We start from the raw sequence: 18,611 nt of genomic DNA, 5'->3' as shown, positions 1-18,611 counted from the left end.
ATAACTCATGGCTGAGAAGCAAACGATCCTGGGCCGAATTTCCCAGCTGACCCGCGCCAACATTAACGCGCTTATTGACCGCGCTGAAGACCCGCAAAAGATGCTGGACCAGCTGGTACGCGACTACTCCAACTCTATTGTGGAAGCCCGTCAGGCTGTCGCCCAGTCCATCGGTAACCTACGCATGGCCGAAAAAGACCAGGCCAAGTACACCGCTGAAGCTACCGACTGGGGCAACAAGGCCCTGGCCGCCTCCCGTAAGGCTGATGAGCTACGCGCTGCTGGTGACACTGGTGCGGCCGACAAGTTCGACAACCTGGCCAAGATTGCACTAACCAAGCAGATCACCGCCGAGCAGAAGGTCAGCTCCGCCCAGCCTTCCATTGACTCCCAGCGTCAGGTGGTTGAGCAGCTAAAGACTGGCCTGACCCAGATGGAAGCCAAGCTTGGTGACCTTAAGTCCAAGCGTGACGAGCTGGTGGCACGTCAGCGCACCGCGCAGGCCCAGGTGAAGGTACAAAGCGCCCTCAACCAGATCAACACCACCGACCCCACCTCGTCGCTGGGCCGTTTCGAGGACCGCGTACGCCGCGTCGAGGCCCAGGCTGCCGGCCAGGCCGAGCTGGCAGGCACCTCGCTGGAGTCCCAGTTTGCCGCCCTAGAGTCCTCCTCCGCTCAGATGGAGGCTGAGGCACGTCTGGCCGCTCTGAAGTCCGGCAACCGTCCCTCTAGCGCCCCGCAGATCACCGCCGGTGCTTCCGACGTCGACATTGACGCCGCCTTTGCCGCCCTGAAGGCTGAAAACCAGGCCGCCGGCGACACCTCCTCCTACTGAGATGTTTTAGTGCCAAGGTGAGCGCTTAGCTATCGCCTTGGCACTAAAGCGCCTCTAGCCGTAAAAACCGCAGTTTGCCGCTAAATTTTTGCCCCGCTAGGTGCGGCCTTAGCTAAAACAACACGCGAGTACGCGCCCGATTCACGTCATTGACCAAAATTGGGCGCGTAATTTTTTCATTTTAAGAAACAAATTCAAGACTTTTGAATTAGTATGTGGATATGGGCACTCCAACTTATCTTCTAGTCGACGGCGAAAACATCGATGCAACACTAGGCACAAGTGTTTTAGGACGCCGCCCAGACCCAGATGAGCGGCCACGCTGGGATCGCGTATTGCACTACTGCAACTCTATTTGGGATCAAGACACGCTAACACGCGGACTTTTTTTCTTAAATGCTTCTTCCGGACATATGCCAATGGGCTTTGTACAGGCCCTACTAGCAATGGACTATCGCCCGGTTCCACTTTCTGCATCGGCCGAAGAAAAAGTAGTAGACATTGGCATCCAGCGCACCCTGGACGCTATCGCTGAGCGCGGCGCCCCTGCCCGCGTGCTGCTTGCTAGCCACGACGGCGACTACATCCCACAGATTGAGCGCCTGCTGCAGGTAGGGGTACAGGTAGGTGTATTCTGCTTCAGAGAGTTCCTGAACACACAGTTGGCTGCCCTGGAACTCGAAGGATTGGAACTATTCGACCTGGAGCTTGATGTGCGTGCATTTACCAGCCCATTGCCGCGCGTGCGCATCATCCCGCTAGAAGAATTCGATCCGCAGCAATTCATCTAATCCGCTAAGTGGCTAACCTTACTGTCCGTTTAGTGGACGGGCTTCAAGGAAATCTTCAGGCCAATGCCTCATACTTTAAGCATGTCCCCGAATCAGACCGCTCCCGAAGCTCAGCTACTAGTAGTTGACGATGAACCCAATATCCGCGATCTGCTAGCTTCTTCGCTACGCTTTGCGGGTTTTGACGTGTCAACTGCTCAAGATGGTAATGGTGCTATGCACGCCGTCGAGACCCAAAGGCCTGATTTAATAATTCTGGACGTGATGATGCCCGATATGGACGGATTCACTGTTGCCAGGCGAATGCGTGAACGAAATATCAAAGTACCTATTTTGTTCTTAACTGCTCGCGACGATATGGAAGCAAAGATCCAGGGATTAACCGTAGGCGGAGACGACTACGTAACTAAACCTTTTGGTCTTGAAGAAGTAGTGGCACGTATTCGTGCTATTTTGCGTCGCACCCAAAATGTAGAGCCTGAGCGCTCCCATATTTTGCAGCTGGCAGACCTAATCCTAGACGAGGATGCCTACGAGGTACGCCGTGCTGGCCAGGAAATCGAGCTGTCCCCCACCGAGTTCAAACTACTGCGTTATCTGATGGTTAACTCTGGTCGCGTGGTCTCTAAGAGCCAGATCCTTGACCACGTATGGGAGTATGACTGGAATGGCGACGCCGCTATTGTTGAGTCGTATATTTCCTATCTACGCCGCAAGATTGACCAGCTCAAGGGTCCTGACGGCGGCAAGGTGACGCCATTAATCCAGACCCGACGCGGGGTGGGCTACATGATGCGTGAACCCAAGGACTCCTGATGCGTGATGGGCAACCGCTTCCCTCGGTCCCACCAGTCAAACTAAATGCGGCCGAGCCCACCCAACCGCCACCTAAACGTAGTTTGTTCCAAAGGTTTTGGAGCAAACTACCGCTGACTAATCAGCTGGCAATAATAACCACCTTGCTGCTGATGCTATCGGTGGCGGTGACCTCGATATCCACCTCGCTACTACTGGAAAACACCCTTCAAGAACAAGTAGATTCGCAACTGGTAGATACCGGCGCCACCCGTACAGTTGGCAATCAAGCCCTGACCCTAATTAAAAATGGTCAAACCAACCCCATTCCCTCCACTTACTACATTTACGGCAAATGGTTTGACGGCACTTCTGGTCAGCTGATTTCTAGCTCTACCGCCGAGCATTACGGCATCCCAAACATTAAAGGCATAGATTTTTCCCGCAAAGCTGTAGCCTCCTATAAACCCAATCCCTTCACCATTGAATCGAATATCGACGGCGCCAAGTGGCGTGCCATCATCCTGCCAATTTCTTCCGGTGACGGTAAGGAATACATCGGTGGGGTGCTAATTGCGCTGCCCCTGAAAGACACCGCCGACGCCGTCGACCACACCCGCCTACTGCTGGGCCTAACCGGCGTGGCCATGCTGTGCTTGACGGCCACAGTAGCCACCTTGTTTGTGGGCCACGCACTAGGGCCGCTGCGTGAAATTGAGTCGGTAGCAGGCAAAATCGCCAAAGGTGAGCTATCTGCCCGCATTAATGTCACCCAGTCAAGCAACACAGAGATTGGCTCCCTGCAGCGTTCACTTAACTCCATGCTCACCCAAAACGAGCATGCTTTTGAAGCGCGCACCCACTCCCAAGAGCGGATGCAGCGTTTCATCTCTGACGCCTCCCATGAGCTGCGTACCCCGCTGGCTACTGTGCGAGGCTGGGGCGAGCTGTACCAAATGGGTGGGGTGCCCCCGGAGCAAACCGATGAGGTTATGGGCCGTATTGAGTCTGAAGCTAAGCGTATGGCGCGCCTGGTTGAGGATCTGTTGCAGTTGGCGCGTATGGATGAGGGCCGGCCCCTGGAGGTAACCCACTTCAATGTTTCGCAGCTGGCGCGTGAGGCTATCTCTGACCTGATTGTGCTGGCCCCTGACCGCGACACTCAGGTGCTCACGCTGGAGGGTGAAGAGCTGGAAGAAGAGCTCTTTATCGACGGCGACCGTGAGCGTCTAAGCCAGGTGCTGACCAACCTGCTTTCTAATGTTTTGGCTTACTCGCCTGACGGCTCCCCGGTGGAGATCGCGGTGGGCACTAACGGCACCCACACCATTATTGAGGTGCGCGACCATGGCCCGGGTATTGACCCAGCTGACGCCAAGAAGGTGTTTGACCGTTTCTACCGCACCGAGTCCTCGCGTAACCGCAATACTGGCGGTTCTGGCTTGGGTCTGGCGATCGTAGCTACCATCATTAAGATGCACCGAGGCAAGGTCTCTATGCTAAACACCCCTGGTGGCGGCGCTACTGTGCGTATTATTCTGCCTAACGAATATGCGGTGGTAGAGTAACACTTACAGTATGTTTTTAGAGTTATTTCATAGAAATTTGCAGCCAGGAACGGTAGCCTAGCTGATTGTTTTTCAATATGCCTGCTTGTTGGCTGGCATCACCTTACCGAGCTGGGAGGATTGTCCTATGGGCGTCACAGACGTACCGCAGTGGCTACTTCCTGCCTATGTGCAATCTATGAGCCATGCTGGGGCTAGCGCCTCACGTGAGCAGCTTCGCGACATGGGCACCAACCTGATCACGCTGTGGTCCACTCCGGATCGCGCGTTCCACAACTTACGCCACTTAATTGATCTGCTTACACGTGTAGATGAGCTAAGCGAGGAGACCCGTAACCCGGATCTGGTTCGCCTAGCCGCCTGGTATCACGGCGCTATTTTTAGTGTTTCTGCTGATCAGGCCATGCACCGTAACGGTGGTGAGGATGAGGCTGCATCTGCTGCTTTGGCTTATGAGGAGCTGACGGCGGCGGGCGTGTCGGAGAAGAACGCTAACCGCGTCTCTGAGCTGATTATGAATCTACGCCGCCATGACCTGCCTACTTCCGACATTGATGCGGCAGCTTTGTCTGATGCGGACTTGGGTTGTTTGGCTATTGAACCCCAGCGTTATCGCGAATATTCACGCCTTATCTATTCTGAATACGCACATTTGCCGCTGCTGACTTATTTGCGCACCCGCACCACGATTGTGCGTAAGCTACTAGCGCGTGATCGCCTGTTTGCCTCTCCCCTGGGTCAGCATTGGGAGCTGCCGGCTCGTGAAAATCTTGAGGCTGAGCTGCGTCGGTTAAGCAGCAAGCTGTCTATTTTGGAGGCTGACAACGACGCCGTCGTCGACTTTGACCGTTTTGTTACCCCCGCAAGTGCCCCCTCCCCTGAATCTGTGGCGTTAAGCGCGGCTAGTGCAGCCAGTGTGGCAGGTACGGCGCCGGTTGCCGGGTCTTTAGCGACGACGTCGTCTACTCCCGCCACCGCCCCGGCTACGAGCGGGTCAGCTACCGTGGCTGAGGCAGAGCTGGAGTCTGAGCCCTATGTGCCGCCGGTTTCCAATAAACCCAAGCCGGTGGTACCTGCGGAGGTTAAGTCAGCTACGACGCACCCTGGTGAGCGCCACAGTGAGGCCACCACTATGGAGTCTTGTATCGCCGATATTGACCACCTGCTTAAATCCAAGAAGAAACCGCTGCAGACAACTAGTCGTCAAGAGGCTGCTGAGGTAGCCCGTCAAACCATGCAGGAAGTAGTTGAGCGCCGCGCTAAGTTGGCTGCTCAGGCCCGCGCCCAGCGTACTGGCGAGATTCCGGTGGTAACTGACATTAGTCCAGACGGAGAGTTTTAACAGGCAGTTGCTCGCCCAGCGAGAGTGCTAGGCGCCGCTTGCGCTTTAGCCAACTGAGCCGGCTGTTAGCTAACTGAGCCAGCTGAGCGCCGTGCCACCGGTTTTGTGCACAGGTGGATAAGTTTTTGCGCCCCCAGCACTTAACCACAGCCTGCAAACAAGCCAGTGGCGCCTAGATCTAACTTTGAGGTAGCAGCATAGCGCTGCTACCTCAACATAGTTAGGAGCCCATCATGATCATTAGCGCCAACATTGACGAGTTGGAGTCAAACTCGGCTCGCGCCAGCCGCCTATGCGGCTCTATCCGTGCCGATGCCCAAGCCCTAGACAGTGCCCTTAAGGCCTTGCAATCCAGCTGGAAGGGGCAGGCCGCCACCCAGGCGGCGGCCTGCGAACACGAGTGGGCTCAGGCCCAAAACCAGGTCAACACCTGCCTAGAGCACATCAGCTTGGCTTTGGGTAACGCGGCCACCACCTACTCCAGCACTGAGGCGCAGGTACGCAGCCAGTTCGTGATGCGTTAGTAGTGTGAAACTACGGTGGTGCCCTCAGGGGCCCAGTCGTAGATCCACTTGGCGTCTTCCACCTTCATGTTTACGCAGCCGTGGGAGCCGTTGTAACCGGCGTCGTAACCAAAGCGGTCACGCCAGTAGGCACCGTGCAGGGCGTAACCACCCTCAAAGTAGGTAACCCAAGGTACATCCGGGGTTTCATACTTAGAGCCGTCTGAGTTGGCGCCCTCCATGGTCTGGTACTCATATTTGAGGTGGACCTTGAAGGTACCTTCAACTGTGGGAGTGTCAGGGGCGCCGGAAACCATACCTACCGGCCCCCACACGATTTTGGTGCCCACATAGGCGGTAACGGTGTGGTTGGTTAGATCAACATCAACCCATTTTTCGTTACTGGCGGGCTGGTAGGCGGTTACTTCCTTGCCTTCAGGCTGGTGGCGGTCTTGCCATACGTAGCCTTCGGCGTAGTCAAAGGAGCCAGAGTAGTCTTCACCGGCATTTAGCGCGGTAATCATTTCGCTGGTTACCTGGCCAATGTTGGAGGCCGTGTAGGCCACGTCCCCTACGGTGGTTACGGCCACCTGGTTACCTTTAGCATCCACGGTGCGCAGGCTGGGGACAGCCGCCTTGGTTTCGGTGCCTTTGGCTACCTTAGTTACCCAGGCTTTGATCTTGTCCTGGTCATACACCACGCTTACACCTGAGCTGGTGCGTTTGAAGCTGAGCCAGCTGGCTTTATCGGCGTTGGTGGCGCCAAAGCTGTCAATGCCGTCAGTCAAAGTGACGGTGGGGGTAAGCATGTTAGCGGCGCCGGCGGCGGCAGCCGTGGCCTCGGCAGTGGAAATGTCGGGCTTGTGGGTAGTTACCGGGGCGGTGATAGAGACGGTTTTACCCAGCTGTACCTTTTCGTGCACTAGCTTGGCTAGGGCAGCAGAATCTACCCGCTCACCGGTTTGGGCGGCGGTGGCGCTTAGGCTTTCACCGTCACCGGCTAGCACCACCTGGGCGTCTTTAGCCGGGTTTTTAAGCTGGGCATTTAGCTTGGTGGCTACCTCGGTTACTGCTGAGGTTTTCAGGGAGAATTTGGCCTGCAGCGAGTGCTCATCAAATAGCGCGCTGTAACGCTTGGTTACGTCACGACTGGGAGCCATAGCCTGCTTTACCAGCTCTTTAGTGTTGAGACTTAGACCCAGCTGGCTGGCAGTGTAGGTTGAGGCTTTACCGTCGGTGGTGATAACAAATTTAGTTTCAGCCGTAGCTCGTTCCAGCTTGGCTGTTAGGGCTTTGGTATTAAGCCCACTGATATCCACACCCGAGACAGTAGTAGAGGGCACCACTCGCGAGGTATAGGAGTTAGCGTAGGCAACCGCTCCAGCGCTAGCACCAACTAGCGACGTCACCGATAGCAGGGCTACTACAACCCTGCGCTTACACTTCAACTTCAACACACCCCTATGCTAGCCAGTGTCAGCCGACGGCAGGCCGTCCAAACATGACGGTTACCTAACACTTTGTTAGAACTTGGTTTTATAAGCGCAAACCAAGTCAGTTAAGGCCATAAACCATAGCTATAAAAAGGCCTGGGCCTCGTGCATTTCACGAGGCCCAGGCGGCTATAGCTAATGCTTAGCGGCTCAGTACATGCCACCCATGTCGTCGGCGCCGGGAGCAGCCGGAGCCGGGGGCTCGGGCTTGTCGGCCACAACAGCTTCGGTGGTCAGGAACAGACCAGCGATGGAGGCAGCGTTCTGCAGAGCAGAGCGGGTCACCTTAACCGGGTCGGCGATGCCGGCAGCCAGCAGGTTGACGTACTCGCCGGTAGCAGCGTTTAGGCCTTCGCCGGTGGACAGGTTGCGTACGCGCTCAACCACGACGCCGCCCTCTAGACCAGCGTTAACGGCGATCTGCTTGAGGGGAGCCTCAACGGCAACCTTAACGATGTTGGCACCGGTAGCCTCGTCACCCTCTAGCTCGAGGGAGTCGAGTACCTCAGCGGCCTGGATCAGGGCCACGCCACCACCGGCGACGATACCCTCTTCCACGGCAGCCTTAGCGTTACGCACGGCGTCCTCGATGCGGTGCTTGCGCTCCTTGAGCTCCACCTCGGTGGCGGCACCGGACTTGAGGACGGCCACGCCACCGGCCAGCTTGGCCAGGCGCTCGGAGAGCTTCTCGCGGTCGTACTCGGAGTCGGAGTTCTCGATCTCGTTGCGGATCTGGGAGACGCGGGCTTCGATAGCTTCCTTGTCGCCAGCGCCCTCAATCAGGGTGGTCTCGTCCTTGGTGACAACCACCTTGCGGGCGGACCCCAGGTCTTCCAGGGTGGTGTTCTCAAGCTTGAGGCCAACGGTCTCGCTGATCACGGTACCACCGGTGAGGATAGCCATGTCCTGCAGCATGGCCTTGCGACGGTCACCGAAGCCGGGGGCCTTGACGGCCACGGACTTGAAGGTGCCGCGCAGGCGGTTGACTACCAGGGTGGCCAGGGCTTCAGCCTCGACGTCCTCGGCGATGATGGTCAGGGGCTTGCCGCTCTGCATGACCTTCTCTAGCAGCGGTAGCAGGTCCTTGACGTTGGAAATCTTGGACTCAACCAGCAGGACGTAGCTGTCTTCCAGCACGGCTTCCTGGCGGTCGGCGTCGGTGACGAAGTAGGGGGAAATGTAGCCCTTGTCGAAACGCATACCCTCGGTAACCTCGAGGGACAGGCCGAAGGTGTTGGACTCCTCGACGGTGATAACACCCTCATGGCCAACCTTCTCCATAGCCTCAGCGATCAGGCTACCAATCTGCTTGTCGGCAGCAGAGATGGAGGCGGTGTTGGCGATCTGCTCGGTGGTCTCAACCTCGGTGGCGTCGCTGAGCAGGCGCTCAACAACAGCCTCAACGGCCTTGTCGATACCGCGACGCAGAGCAATGGGGTTGGCGCCAGCCACTACGTTGCGCAGACCCTCGTGAACCAGGGCCTGAGCCAGAACGGTAGCGGTGGTGGTACCGTCACCGGCGACGTCGTCAGTCTTCTTAGCAACTTCCTTGACCAGCTCAGCACCGATCTTCTCGAAAGGCTCTTCGAGCTCGATCTCCTTGGCGATGGTGACGCCGTCGTTGGTGATGGTGGGGGCGCCCCACTTCTTGTCTAGGACGACATTGCGGCCCTTGGGACCTAGGGTGACCTTAACGGTGTCCGCTAGGGTGTTTAGGCCGCGCTCCATGCCACGACGGGCCTCTTCATCGAAAGCGATGATCTTGGACATTTATTTCTCCAAAGTTGGATGCCGGGTGGTGCCCGCGACGGACGAGTATGGCCACGCTGTTCATGTCTCAGCGCAACCAGACCCTCACCTTCCGGCTGGTCTTATCACTCTCACGTTTGGAGTGCTAACTAATATGTTGGCACTCTCGCCCTGCGAGTGCAAGGCGCTAGGCCGTTAGCAAACACACCCACCTTCCAGCCAGGACGGGTGAGGCTAGGGCCTAGCGGCCACCAATGATGCCTTTAGCTGCGCAAAACCACCACAATGGGGTTGGAACTGGCCTGCTCAGCAGACAGTTCCACATTGGAGATACCCAGTTCTTTAGCCACTGCCTTAGCAACAGCTTCCCGATCTTCACTGGCGTAGTAAACCGTGGATTCAGTGGGGGTCTCTTGGGAGTAAACCCCGGGCGAGACGGTTACAGAGGTAAACCCAGCCCCTTCCAGGCTAGAACCGGCTCGGCCAGCCAGCCCGGCAGTGTCGGTGCCGTTATGCACAGTAATGCCCACGGTGTAGTCGATCGACTGGGTGGGGGTGGGAGTGGGGGTAGGAGCAGGTGCTTGGGTGGTTATCACTGTGGCATTGGGTTTATTGGGTTTAGCCTCAGTTGAGGCCGACGTCGTCGCCTTGGCTTTAGCCGTTGTTTTATTGCTGGCCATCTTGGTGGCAATTGAGGTGGCCACACTGGAGTTGGTGCCACCAGCTACTTTAAATAGGGCCAGGGCCCCCCAGGCTAGGGCGGGCACAATCACCACAATTAGTAGTAGGGGTAGCCAGTTGCGCCAGGCTGGTAGGGGGCGGCGATGCACTCCTGCGGGCAGGACGCTGTCATTGGGCTCGTCGAATTCGTCGGCTGGGTACTCGTATTCCACGCTAACAGGCTACCGGGTTAAGGCCCCTTTTGAGCACAGCACACATCGGAGCCGGTTAGGCTTATGGCATGAATGCTAAGCCGCTGAGCCAACTTGTTGACCCTTCTTGGCTACCCGCCCTGGAACCGGTGGAGCCCATAATTCACGAAATCGGCCAGCGTCTGCGCGCCGAAGTGTCTGCTGGGCGCGGCTATCTGCCGGCGGGAACTAATGTGCTGCGGGCTTTTAGCCAGCCTTTGCCGGCGGTGAAAGTGCTGATTGTGGGCCAGGACCCCTATCCGACGCCGGGGCACGCGGTGGGCTTGAGCTTTTCGGTAGCGCCGGGGGTTAAGCCACCCAAGTCGCTGCAAAACATTTTTAAGGAGCTGCACGCCGATCTGGGGGTGCCGATTCCTACTAGTGGGGATTTGACGCCGTGGAGTCAGCGTGGGGTACTGCTATTAAACCGCGTACTTACAGTTAGCCCTGGTCAGGCGGCTTCGCACCAAGGTTGGGGTTGGGAGAAGGTTACCGAGGCGGCCATTAAAGCCCTGGTGGCGCGCGATAGCGCGCTGGTGGCGATTTTGTGGGGGCGCCAGGCCCAGTCGCTGACTCCTATGCTGGGCAACACCCCGATTATTGCTAGCGCCCACCCCTCACCGCTGAGTGCTTCACGCGGATTTTTTGGTTCCAAGCCCTTTTCAAGGGCTAACGCCTTGCTGGAACAGCAAGGCGTTAGCCCGGTTGATTGGTCTTTGGATTAATTAGAAGGTCAACATCACCTTGGTGGCGCGGCGCTGGTCCATAGCGGCGTAGCCTTCGGCGGCCTGCTCAATGGGTAGCACCAGGTCGAACACCTTGCCGGGGTGGATTTTGCGCTCAAAGATCAGCTTGATCAGCTGCGGCAGGTAGCGGCGCACGGGTGCAGGGCCACCAAATAGGTGTACTTCCTTGCCAAATAGCTGATCTACGCTGATGGTGCCGCCGTGGGGTACGCCCACAAAGCCCACATAGCCGCCGTAGCGGGTAGAGGCTAGGGCCTGTTGCATGGCTTGCTCGGTGCCTACAGCTTCAGCAGTGCCGTGGGCCCCATACCCTCCGGTTAACTCTTTAACCTTGGCGGCACCTGCTTCTCCGCGTTCAGCGACGACGTCGGTAGCCCCAAATTCGCGGGCCAGTTTGGCGCGCGCTTCGTGGCGAGACATGGCAATTACGCGCTTCGCCCCCAGCTGGGCGGCGCCAATAACCGCCCCTAGCCCGACGGCGCCGTCGCCAACAACAGCAATAGTCTTACCCGCAGCCGCGCCCGCCGCATCAGCCGCAAACCAACCAGTACCTAACACATCAGAGGCCGCCAGCAGGTCAGGGATGAGTTCCGGTTCAGGCTTGGAGGGGGTGGCCACTAGCGTGCCGTCAGCGAAGGGCACCCGCAGGTATTCCGCTTGAGCCCCGCGCACATAGGCCTCACCAGCCTCGATGGCGCGCTGGCAGCGTGAGGGGTAGCCGGCCTGGCAGATTTCACACTCGCCACAGGAGGCGCAGAAGGAGCCCACCACAAAGTCGCCAGGCTTAATGCTGGTAACCTCGGCGCCCACCTCAACCACTTCACCCACATATTCGTGGCCCATAGCCTCATGGTCTACCGGGCGGATACCGCGATAGGGCCACAGGTCTGAGCCACAGATGCAGCTGGCAGCTAGTTTGATGACGGCGTCAGTGGGCTTTTGGATAACTGGCAGGGGGCGCTGTTCGACCACTACCTCGCCGGGGGCGTTCATAATGACTGCGCGCATAAAGCATCCTTAAATCAAAGAATTTTGCCTTATTAACAGGATACTTAAGGGCGCGTTTAAAAGGCGCTGGGGTTTCTCAGGTGGCGATAGTTTAGGGGCCAGATCGGGGCGCCAGCTCGTGCCAACGCACCATACACAGCCACATAGGGCCATATGCGACCAAAAATGTAGCTTTGCAGCCAATATTGGAGCCGCTTATCGGACTCGAACCGATGACCTGCTGTTTACAAGACAGCTGCTCTACCAACTGAGCTAAAGCGGCGTTACCGCCTAAGTCTGGCAAATTTTGCTAGCTATACGCAAGCGGGCCGACGTAGGCCACATTTTCAATCTAGTGACATAAGCATCACAAAATAGACGTATAAAATTATCGAAACTGCCCATATCGGTAGTTTTAGTGAAGTTCGTGACCAAATATGGGGCTAGCTATTTCTACTTCTATGATTTTAGACAGCGTCTAACTTTCGTAATGACTATGCTATAGGCGTGCCCAAACAGCCTAAAACCAGCTCAAATTTACGCGACGCCATTTTGGTTTCTGCCACGCAGCTACTCGACGAGTTCGGCCCTGCCGGCTTAAGTATGCGCGAGGTAGCCCGCCGCGCTGGCTGCACTCACCAGGCGCCCTATCACTACTTCACTAATCGTGAAGCCATCATTACCGCTTTAGTGACAGGCGGATTCACGTCTTTGTCTGAGGTTTTGGCTAGCGCTCGCGATGAAGGTGACGCGGTTGCCATCGGTTATGCCTACGTGCGCTTTGCTTTAGAAAACCCCGGCGTTTTCCGCATCATGTTCCGCTCTGACATGTACACGCCAGAAAGCGACATTAACTTTGTTTCCGCCGTAGCTAGCTCACGCAAACAGCTAAGCGCGCTATGCGAAAACATTTACCCCCAAGCCAGCGAAGAACAGCAAATGGCCCTGTGGGCCTATGTGCATGGCCTAGCCACCTTGCTCCTAGATGGACCGCCTAGCTTGCAGTTCGCTAACAACAGCCAGCGCCTAACCTACGCCAAGCGCGTACTGGAACAGGGCCTGCGCTAAAACGCCTTAGCACACAGCCCTGCAACATCTCTAAAACGCTTACAAAGCCAGCGTGGCCGGCCGTCAATGACGGCCGGCCACTACTTTTAGCAGCTACAGCTTCTGGCGCTACAGCGCTTTTAAAACTCGGCTAGCCAAAGTGCTTTTTAAGACTTGCTAGCTAAAACACCTAGTCGCTGCGGCTGTTTAAGCCGCAGCAACTCAGCTAGCCAAGCTCAGTGACGCAGCTCGCGGTAGGCCTTGATCAGGGCCTGGGTGGAGGCGTCCTGGGCGGCTAGAGCTTCGGCGTCGCCGGAGACAGCCGGGGCAATCTGCAGAGCCAGCTTCTTACCTAGCTCCACACCCCACTGGTCGAAGGAGTCGATACCCCAAACGATGCCCTGCACGAAGGTGATGTGCTCGTAGAGGGCAATCAGCTGACCAACCACTGCCGGGCTCAGCTCGGGGCCCAGGATGGAGGTGGTGGGACGGTTACCGGGGAAGATGCGGGCGGGCACGATCTCCTCGGGGGTGCCCTCGGCGCGCACCTCAGCCTCGGTCTTACCGAAGGCCAGAGCGGCAGTCTGAGCCAGGAAGTTAGACAGGAACAGCTCGTGCACGTCCTGCTCGCCGTCGCGCACCGGGTGAGCCGGGTTAGCCATGGCGATGAAGTCAGCCGGGATCAGCTGGGTGCCCTGGTGGATCAGCTGGTAGAAGGCGTGCTGACCGTTGGTGCCCGGCTCGCCCCAGAAGATCTCGCCGGTGGCGGAGGTGACCGGGGTACCGTCCCAGCGCACGCGCTTACCGTTGGACTCCATGGTTAGCTGCTGTAGGTAGGCAGCGAAGCGGTGTAGGTGCTGGTCGTAAGGCAGTACCGCGTGGGAGGCGGCACCGAAGAAGTTCACGTACCAGATGTTGAGCAGACCCATTAGCAGCGGCACGTTCTTGGCCGGCTCGGTGTTGCGGAAGTGCTCGTCGACGGCGCGGAAACCGGCTAGGAAGTGGTTAAAGTTATCCGGACCCACGGCCACGGCCAGAACGGTACCCACGGCGGAGTCCACGGAGTAGCGGCCACCAACCCAGTTCCAGAAACCGAAAGCGTTCTTGGGGTCAATACCGAACTCGGCTACCTTGTCCAGAGCGGTAGAGACGGCCACGAAGTGCTTAGCGATAGCACCCTCGGTGGAGATGCCCTTGGCCTCTAAGGAGGATAGGAACCAGTCGCGGGCCATGCGGGCGTTGGTCAAGGTCTCCAAGGTGGTGAAGGTCTTAGAGGCAATGATGAACAGGGTGGTTTCGGGGTCTAGATCTGCGACAGTCTCGGCGCAGTCAGTGGGGTCAATGTTGGAGATGAAGCGGCACTCCAGGCCGGGCTGACGGTAGGGAGCCAGAGCTTCGTAAACCATGACCGGGCCCAGGTCAGAGCCACCAATACCAATGTTCACTACGGTGGAGATGGGCTTGCCGGTGACGCCGCGCCAAACGCCAGAGCGAACCTCTTCAGCAAAGGCGTAAACCTTGGCTAGGGTGGCGTGTACGTCGGCTACCACGTTCTGACCGTCGACCTCTAGGGTGTCGCCCTCGGCGCGACGCAGGGCGGTGTGCAGCACGGCGCGGTCTTCAGTGATGTTGATGTGCTCGCCGTTGAACATGGCTTCGCGGCGCTCGGCCACATCCACCTGCTCAGCTAGCTCTAGCAGAGCTGCGAGAACGTCGTCGTTAATAAGGTTCTTAGACAGGTCCACGTGCAGGTCAGCCAGCTGGTAAGTGTAGCGCTCGGCGCGGGCTGGGTCCTGGGCGAACCACTCACGTAGGTTAGGAGCTAGCTCCTTGTGTAGCTGCTCTAGCTTGCCCCATGCCGGGGTCTGGGTTGCATCAACAGGTTTACGCATAGTTCTCACTCTACCTGCCTAAGACAGCACTAAAAAGGTACCGCCGCCCTTAAATATAAGGACGGCGGCCAGGTGACGGCTTAGTTGGTGGGGGCCGGGGTGATTGTGGCTCCGGGCAGCAACAGCTTTTGCAGCGACCCCTGCTCTTGCAGCTGGGCCAGGTTTGCGTTAACCCCATTGATAAAGATGGTGGGGGTGCCGGCCAGGTTCTGGTTGGTGAAGCTGGTGGTGCCTAGCTTGGTCCAGTTTTCATAGGCATTGGTCTGGGCCGAGTTAGTGGCGTCAGTGATGGTGTCTGCCTTTAGACCCACGGCGTTAGCGGCGCTGACGATGGCGTCAATGCCGGGGTACTGCTGGGCGCCGCTCTTAATGGCGCTTTCTAGCTGCGCAAAGATAGCGGTGTGCATGGCCCAAGCCTTGGCGGGCTCGCGGTCTAGCACCGTGCCCATGAAGGAGTCGGCCAGGTCAGACCAGGCGGAGCCCAGGATCTTGCAGGGGCGCAGCACTACCGTGGCCTTGCCGGTGTCAATAATGCCCTTAAGTTCAGCGGCGTGCACAGATTCAAACTCGGCACAGTGCGAGCAGGCGTAGTCGAAGACAACCTCGATTACGTTCTTGGTGCCGGTGTTCATTGTGCCCGGCACCGGACCCTTACCGAAGGGCAGTGAGCCGTCAACTAGTACGAGTTTAGGCACGCCTTTACGGTTGGCTAGCTTGCTCTTGAGGCTGGTCTCGTCGAGCTTGGTGTAGTCGACGTCGCCAGCGCTTGCGGCCTTGCCCTTAGCGCCACCACTTCCCTCATGCGAGCGCCCGTAGAACACCAGACCCGCTGTCCCGCCTAGGATCGCTACGCCACCGACCCCCAAAACGGTGCGGCGGGCAATTTTGCCACGACGCTCTTTGCGTTCTTGCTCTGCGCGTAGCTGCTTGGCGCGCTCACGTGCGGCGCGAGCACTACTGGAAGACACCACTGGGGAACTCCTCATGTATCTGGAGCCGACGCTGACGCGCCACCTCACGGTAGTTTAAAAATTAACTTCTCGGGCTAGCTTACGCGCCCGAAGCTAATGGTTTCCTGTGAAAATAGCAGTCCAGCGATACCACTTCAGTGATTACAGACACATAACAACTGCAATTCTGAACAAACTCTACCCAGCAGCTATTACATATGACACACTTGGTCATGGTTGGGGGATGAACCTCAACCGCAAGAAAACGAGATTTGTGTCAGTGCGGACACGCATGGACACCTTTCACAACGGATCGTCCGGCACGTACCTGCCGGTGAAGGGAAGCAAGTCATGGCATCAGTAACTTTTGACCATGCAACCAGGATCTACCCTGGTAACGACCGCCCCTCTGTCGACGCCCTCAACTTGGAGATCGCTGACGGCGAATTCCTGGTACTTGTGGGTCCGTCTGGCTGCGGTAAGTCCACTTCTTTGCGCATGCTCGCAGGTCTAGAGGATGTGAACTCTGGCCGCATCCTAATCGGCGACCGCGACGTCACCGACGTCCAGCCCAAGGACCGCGACATCGCTATGGTGTTCCAGAACTACGCGCTCTACCCCCACATGTCGGTGCACGACAACATGGGTTTTGCGCTTAAGATCGCAGGTACCCCGAAGGAAGAGATTGACCGCCGCGTTAAAGAGGCAGCCAAGATCCTGGGTCTAACCGAATACTTGGAGCGCAAGCCCAAGGCTCTATCCGGTGGTCAGCGTCAGCGTGTAGCCATGGGCCGCGCCATTGTGCGTAAGCCCAAGGTATTCCTCATGGATGAACCGCTGTCGAACCTGGACGCGAAGCTACGCGTACAGACCCGCACCCAGATTGCCTCGCTGCAGCGTGAGCTGGGTGTAACCACGGTCTACGTAACCCACGACCAGACTGAAGCTCTAACCATGGGTGACCGTATCGCCGTACTTAAGGATGGCCTGCTCCAGCAGGTAGGCTCTCCGCGCGAAATGTACGACAAGCCCGCCAACGAGTTCGTGGCCGGATTCATTGGCTCCCCCGCCATGAACCTGGGTACTTTCGACCTCGACGGCGACGTCGCCAAGCTGGGTAGCGCCAAGATTCGTCTACCGCGCGTCACCCTTGAGGCTCTAGCTGCCGAAGACGCCAAGACCCTGACCATCGGCTTCCGTCCCGAAGCCCTCGACGTGGTCAGCGAAGGCGACGCAGACTCCATCCCGGTACGTATCTCCTTCGTGGAGGAACTGGGCAGTGACGCTTACGTCTACGGCGAGCTGGTGGGTGCTGAAAAGTCCGCCCACAAGCTCGGCAGTGGCGAGGACTCCAGCCAGATGATCGTTCGCGTACCTCCGCGCACCGCCCCCGCCAACGGCGAGGTCATCCACGTGCGCATCCGCCCCGGCCAGGAGCACCTGTTCTCCTCCGCCACGGGTAACCGTCTGCCGGCCTGAGTGCCTAGCGGATTTGGCAACTACGCGGCGCTACCATTAGCGCGGCGGCAGACGCCAAATACCTAACACACCTAAGCGGGGTGGCTGCCACTCGGTAGCTACCCCGCTTTATTCATCTGTGGAAGGGTGATCATGGCTCAGGCCATTAACATCAAATCTATGAGCGTGGATCCCGCGCTCCTCGACCTACCTTGGAATATCCCGCTAGAGCAGTGGCCACCAGAGGTTCTGGCTGCTCTTCCGCGTGGTATTTCCCGCCATATCGTGCGTTTTGTAAACCTTAACTCCAATGTGATTGCAGTTAAGGAAATTAGCTCCTTTGTAGCCGACCGCGAATACGAAATGCTGCGTGACCTGCTGCGTTTAGGGGCACCCTGTGTGCGTCCAATCGCAGTTATTACCGGACGCGTTGACGCCAATGGCGAAGAGCTCAACTCGGTACTGATCACCGAGCACCTGTCTTACTCGCTGCCTTACCGCGCCCTATTTAGCCAGTACATGCGCCCTGAAACCGCCACGCGCCTAATTGACGCACTCGCGGTGCTGCTAGTGCGCCTGCATCTGCTGGGTTTCTTCTGGGGAGACGTGTCCCTATCCAACACGCTCTTTAGGCGCGACGCCGGGGCTTTCGCAGCCTACCTAGTTGACGCCGAAACCGGTGAACTCCACCCTGAGGGCCTCACCTCTGGTAAGCGTATGTATGACATTGAGTTGGCCCGCACCAACATCATTGGTGAACTGATGGACTTGCAGGCTGGTGGTCTACTTGAGGAAGACGTTGACACTATCGACGTCGGTGACCGTATTGTCACGCGCTACCTGGAGATGTGGGACGTACTCACCGGTGCAGAGTCTTTCTCCATGTCTGAGCGTTGGCGTGTAGCTAACCGTATTGAGCGTCTAAACTCTCTGGGTTTCGACGTCGGCGAACTATCAATGACCACGGACCTGGACGGCACCCACCTGTCTATCCAGCCCAAGGTGGTTGACGCCGGACACTACCACCGCCAGATCATGCGCCTAACCGGCCTGGACGTACAAGAGGGCCAGGGCCGACGGATGCTTAACGATCTGGAAGCCTACCGCAGCCTGTGGAACCGCAAAAACGAGCCGCTGGAAATCGCTGCCCACGCCTGGTTGGCAGACGTTTTCGAGCCCACTATTGCGGCTGTGCCCGTAGAGATGCGCCGCAAGCTGGAGCCTGCGGAAATCTTCCACGAGGTGCTTGAGCACCGCTGGTATATGTCTGAGGCCGCCGGTTATGACGTTTCTATGCAGGACGCCGTAGCTGACTATGTGGCCAATGTGTTGGCTAACCGCCCCGACGAACATGCCGTGATCAGCGGTAATGAGCAGCTGCGTCCCAGTGTTCTAGATGACATCGACTACGCCACGGGCACCAGCGATGAAGACGACGCCGAATTCGCCGCCCGCGACCAGGAAGCGGTGGAGGAGTACAGCGTCAACCCTATGGGCTTTACCGCCAACTTGAAGTTCAAGGGCGAGTAGCCGCCTGGCGGCGC

General features: G+C 57.7%; 16 protein-coding genes and 1 tRNA gene. 10 read left to right on the top strand and 7 right to left on the bottom strand.

The genetic code is table 11. The features are described from left to right. Window positions 1-7 precede the first annotated feature (7 nt). The 6 genes from HMPREF0045_RS07200 to HMPREF0045_RS09760 all read left to right on the top strand — a co-directional run bounded on the left by HMPREF0045_RS07200 (window position 8) and on the right by HMPREF0045_RS09760 (window position 5,855). Entirely contained in the window at window positions 8-835 is an 828-nt protein-coding gene (locus HMPREF0045_RS07200; RefSeq protein ID WP_005986953.1) for a PspA/IM30 family protein, read from the top strand. Window positions 836-1,056: 221 nt separating this feature from the next. Further along, the gene (locus HMPREF0045_RS07195) at window positions 1,057-1,626 is read left to right on the top strand and encodes an NYN domain-containing protein (RefSeq protein WP_005986951.1); all 570 of its coding nucleotides are present in this window, start codon (window positions 1,057-1,059) and stop codon (window positions 1,624-1,626) included. A gap of 81 nt (window positions 1,627-1,707) precedes the next feature. Further along, on the top strand, window positions 1,708-2,442 hold the full coding sequence (locus HMPREF0045_RS07190) for a response regulator transcription factor (RefSeq protein ID WP_102240492.1): 735 nt from the start codon (window positions 1,708-1,710) through the stop codon (window positions 2,440-2,442). Between the two features lie 152 nt (window positions 2,443-2,594). Further along, a complete protein-coding gene (locus tag HMPREF0045_RS07185) occupies window positions 2,595-3,989 on the top strand; it encodes a sensor histidine kinase (protein WP_231196715.1) in 1,395 nt (464 codons plus the stop codon). Window positions 3,990-4,116: 127 nt separating this feature from the next. Next, window positions 4,117-5,331, top strand: coding sequence for a hypothetical protein (locus HMPREF0045_RS10760; RefSeq protein WP_005986945.1), 1,215 nt, complete (start codon window positions 4,117-4,119; stop codon window positions 5,329-5,331). A gap of 233 nt (window positions 5,332-5,564) precedes the next feature. After that, window positions 5,565-5,855, top strand: coding sequence for a WXG100 family type VII secretion target (locus HMPREF0045_RS09760; RefSeq protein WP_005986943.1), 291 nt, complete (start codon window positions 5,565-5,567; stop codon window positions 5,853-5,855). Here HMPREF0045_RS09760 and HMPREF0045_RS09755 read toward each other — a convergent pair. The 3 genes from HMPREF0045_RS09755 to HMPREF0045_RS07160 all read right to left on the bottom strand — a co-directional run bounded on the left by HMPREF0045_RS09755 (window position 5,852) and on the right by HMPREF0045_RS07160 (window position 9,969). Continuing rightward, window positions 5,852-7,291 carry a L,D-transpeptidase family protein gene (locus HMPREF0045_RS09755; protein WP_050807444.1) on the bottom strand — a complete coding sequence of 480 codons (1,440 nt, stop codon included), beginning with the start codon at window positions 7,289-7,291 and terminating at the stop codon, window positions 5,852-5,854. The genes HMPREF0045_RS09760 and HMPREF0045_RS09755 overlap by 4 nt on opposite strands. 186 nt (window positions 7,292-7,477) lie before the next feature. Next, window positions 7,478-9,097: a chaperonin GroEL gene (groL, locus tag HMPREF0045_RS07165; RefSeq protein ID WP_005986939.1), complete on the bottom strand. Its 1,620-nt coding sequence runs from the start codon at window positions 9,095-9,097 to the stop codon at window positions 7,478-7,480. Window positions 9,098-9,339: 242 nt separating this feature from the next. After that, window positions 9,340-9,969 (bottom strand): LytR C-terminal domain-containing protein, encoded by a 630-nt coding sequence (locus tag HMPREF0045_RS07160; RefSeq protein ID WP_005986937.1) that lies wholly within the window; start codon window positions 9,967-9,969, stop codon window positions 9,340-9,342. Between the two features lie 68 nt (window positions 9,970-10,037). On the opposite strand from HMPREF0045_RS07160, the gene HMPREF0045_RS07155 reads away from it, so the two are divergent. Continuing rightward, on the top strand, window positions 10,038-10,712 hold the full coding sequence (locus tag HMPREF0045_RS07155) for a uracil-DNA glycosylase (RefSeq protein ID WP_005986935.1): 675 nt from the start codon (window positions 10,038-10,040) through the stop codon (window positions 10,710-10,712). Here the strand turns inward: HMPREF0045_RS07155 and HMPREF0045_RS07150 are convergent, their stop codons facing one another. Continuing rightward, window positions 10,713-11,741 (bottom strand): zinc-binding dehydrogenase, encoded by a 1,029-nt coding sequence (locus HMPREF0045_RS07150; protein ID WP_005986932.1) that lies wholly within the window; start codon window positions 11,739-11,741, stop codon window positions 10,713-10,715. It lies immediately after the preceding gene. 186 nt (window positions 11,742-11,927) lie between these two features. Then, window positions 11,928-12,003: transfer RNA gene (locus tag HMPREF0045_RS07145), tRNA-Thr, on the bottom strand. Between the two features lie 224 nt (window positions 12,004-12,227). Here HMPREF0045_RS07145 and HMPREF0045_RS07140 point away from each other — a divergent pair. Next, complete coding sequence (locus HMPREF0045_RS07140; RefSeq protein ID WP_005986930.1) at window positions 12,228-12,788, top strand: TetR/AcrR family transcriptional regulator; 561 nt, start codon at window positions 12,228-12,230, stop codon at window positions 12,786-12,788. Window positions 12,789-13,003: 215 nt separating this feature from the next. Here the strand turns inward: HMPREF0045_RS07140 and pgi are convergent, their stop codons facing one another. Both pgi and HMPREF0045_RS07130 read right to left on the bottom strand, forming a co-directional pair. Continuing rightward, window positions 13,004-14,659 (bottom strand): glucose-6-phosphate isomerase, encoded by a 1,656-nt coding sequence (pgi, locus tag HMPREF0045_RS07135; RefSeq protein WP_005986928.1) that lies wholly within the window; start codon window positions 14,657-14,659, stop codon window positions 13,004-13,006. 80 nt (window positions 14,660-14,739) lie between these two features. Further along, window positions 14,740-15,630, bottom strand: a complete 891-nt coding sequence (locus HMPREF0045_RS07130; protein WP_005986926.1) for a DsbA family protein — start codon at window positions 15,628-15,630, stop codon at window positions 14,740-14,742. Between the two features lie 330 nt (window positions 15,631-15,960). On the opposite strand from HMPREF0045_RS07130, the gene HMPREF0045_RS07125 reads away from it, so the two are divergent. Continuing rightward, window positions 15,961-17,088 carry an ABC transporter ATP-binding protein gene (locus HMPREF0045_RS07125; protein WP_005986924.1) on the top strand — a complete coding sequence of 376 codons (1,128 nt, stop codon included), beginning with the start codon at window positions 15,961-15,963 and terminating at the stop codon, window positions 17,086-17,088. A 132-nt stretch (window positions 17,089-17,220) separates the two neighbouring features. After that, on the top strand, window positions 17,221-18,597 hold the full coding sequence (locus HMPREF0045_RS07120) for a DUF4032 domain-containing protein (protein WP_005986922.1): 1,377 nt from the start codon (window positions 17,221-17,223) through the stop codon (window positions 18,595-18,597). The last annotated feature ends 14 nt before the right edge of the window (window positions 18,598-18,611 follow it).

Source organism: Actinomyces graevenitzii C83, assembly GCF_000239695.1.
GTDB lineage: Bacteria > Actinomycetota > Actinomycetes > Actinomycetales > Actinomycetaceae > Actinomyces > Actinomyces graevenitzii.
Note: the sequence above shows the minus strand (reverse complement) of the source record. Positions and strands in the feature narration are given on the sequence as shown.

Excerpts from the sequence above, each read along its gene's own strand:
- HMPREF0045_RS07200 (WP_005986953.1), top strand. The coding sequence starts at position 8 with ATGGCTGAGAAGCAAACGATCCTGGGCCGAATTTCCCAGCTGACCCGC.
- HMPREF0045_RS07195 (WP_005986951.1), top strand. The coding sequence starts at position 1,057 with ATGGGCACTCCAACTTATCTTCTAGTCGACGGCGAAAACATCGATGCA.
- HMPREF0045_RS07190 (WP_102240492.1), top strand. The coding sequence starts at position 1,708 with ATGTCCCCGAATCAGACCGCTCCCGAAGCTCAGCTACTAGTAGTTGAC.
- HMPREF0045_RS07185 (WP_231196715.1), top strand. The coding sequence starts at position 2,595 with ATGCTATCGGTGGCGGTGACCTCGATATCCACCTCGCTACTACTGGAA.
- HMPREF0045_RS10760 (WP_005986945.1), top strand. The coding sequence starts at position 4,117 with ATGGGCGTCACAGACGTACCGCAGTGGCTACTTCCTGCCTATGTGCAA.
- HMPREF0045_RS09760 (WP_005986943.1), top strand. The coding sequence starts at position 5,565 with ATGATCATTAGCGCCAACATTGACGAGTTGGAGTCAAACTCGGCTCGC.
- groL (WP_005986939.1), bottom strand. The coding sequence starts at position 9,097 with ATGTCCAAGATCATCGCTTTCGATGAAGAGGCCCGTCGTGGCATGGAG.
- HMPREF0045_RS07155 (WP_005986935.1), top strand. The coding sequence starts at position 10,038 with ATGAATGCTAAGCCGCTGAGCCAACTTGTTGACCCTTCTTGGCTACCC.
- HMPREF0045_RS07150 (WP_005986932.1), bottom strand. The coding sequence starts at position 11,741 with ATGCGCGCAGTCATTATGAACGCCCCCGGCGAGGTAGTGGTCGAACAG.
- pgi (WP_005986928.1), bottom strand. The coding sequence starts at position 14,659 with ATGCGTAAACCTGTTGATGCAACCCAGACCCCGGCATGGGGCAAGCTA.
- HMPREF0045_RS07125 (WP_005986924.1), top strand. The coding sequence starts at position 15,961 with ATGGCATCAGTAACTTTTGACCATGCAACCAGGATCTACCCTGGTAAC.
- HMPREF0045_RS07120 (WP_005986922.1), top strand. The coding sequence starts at position 17,221 with ATGGCTCAGGCCATTAACATCAAATCTATGAGCGTGGATCCCGCGCTC.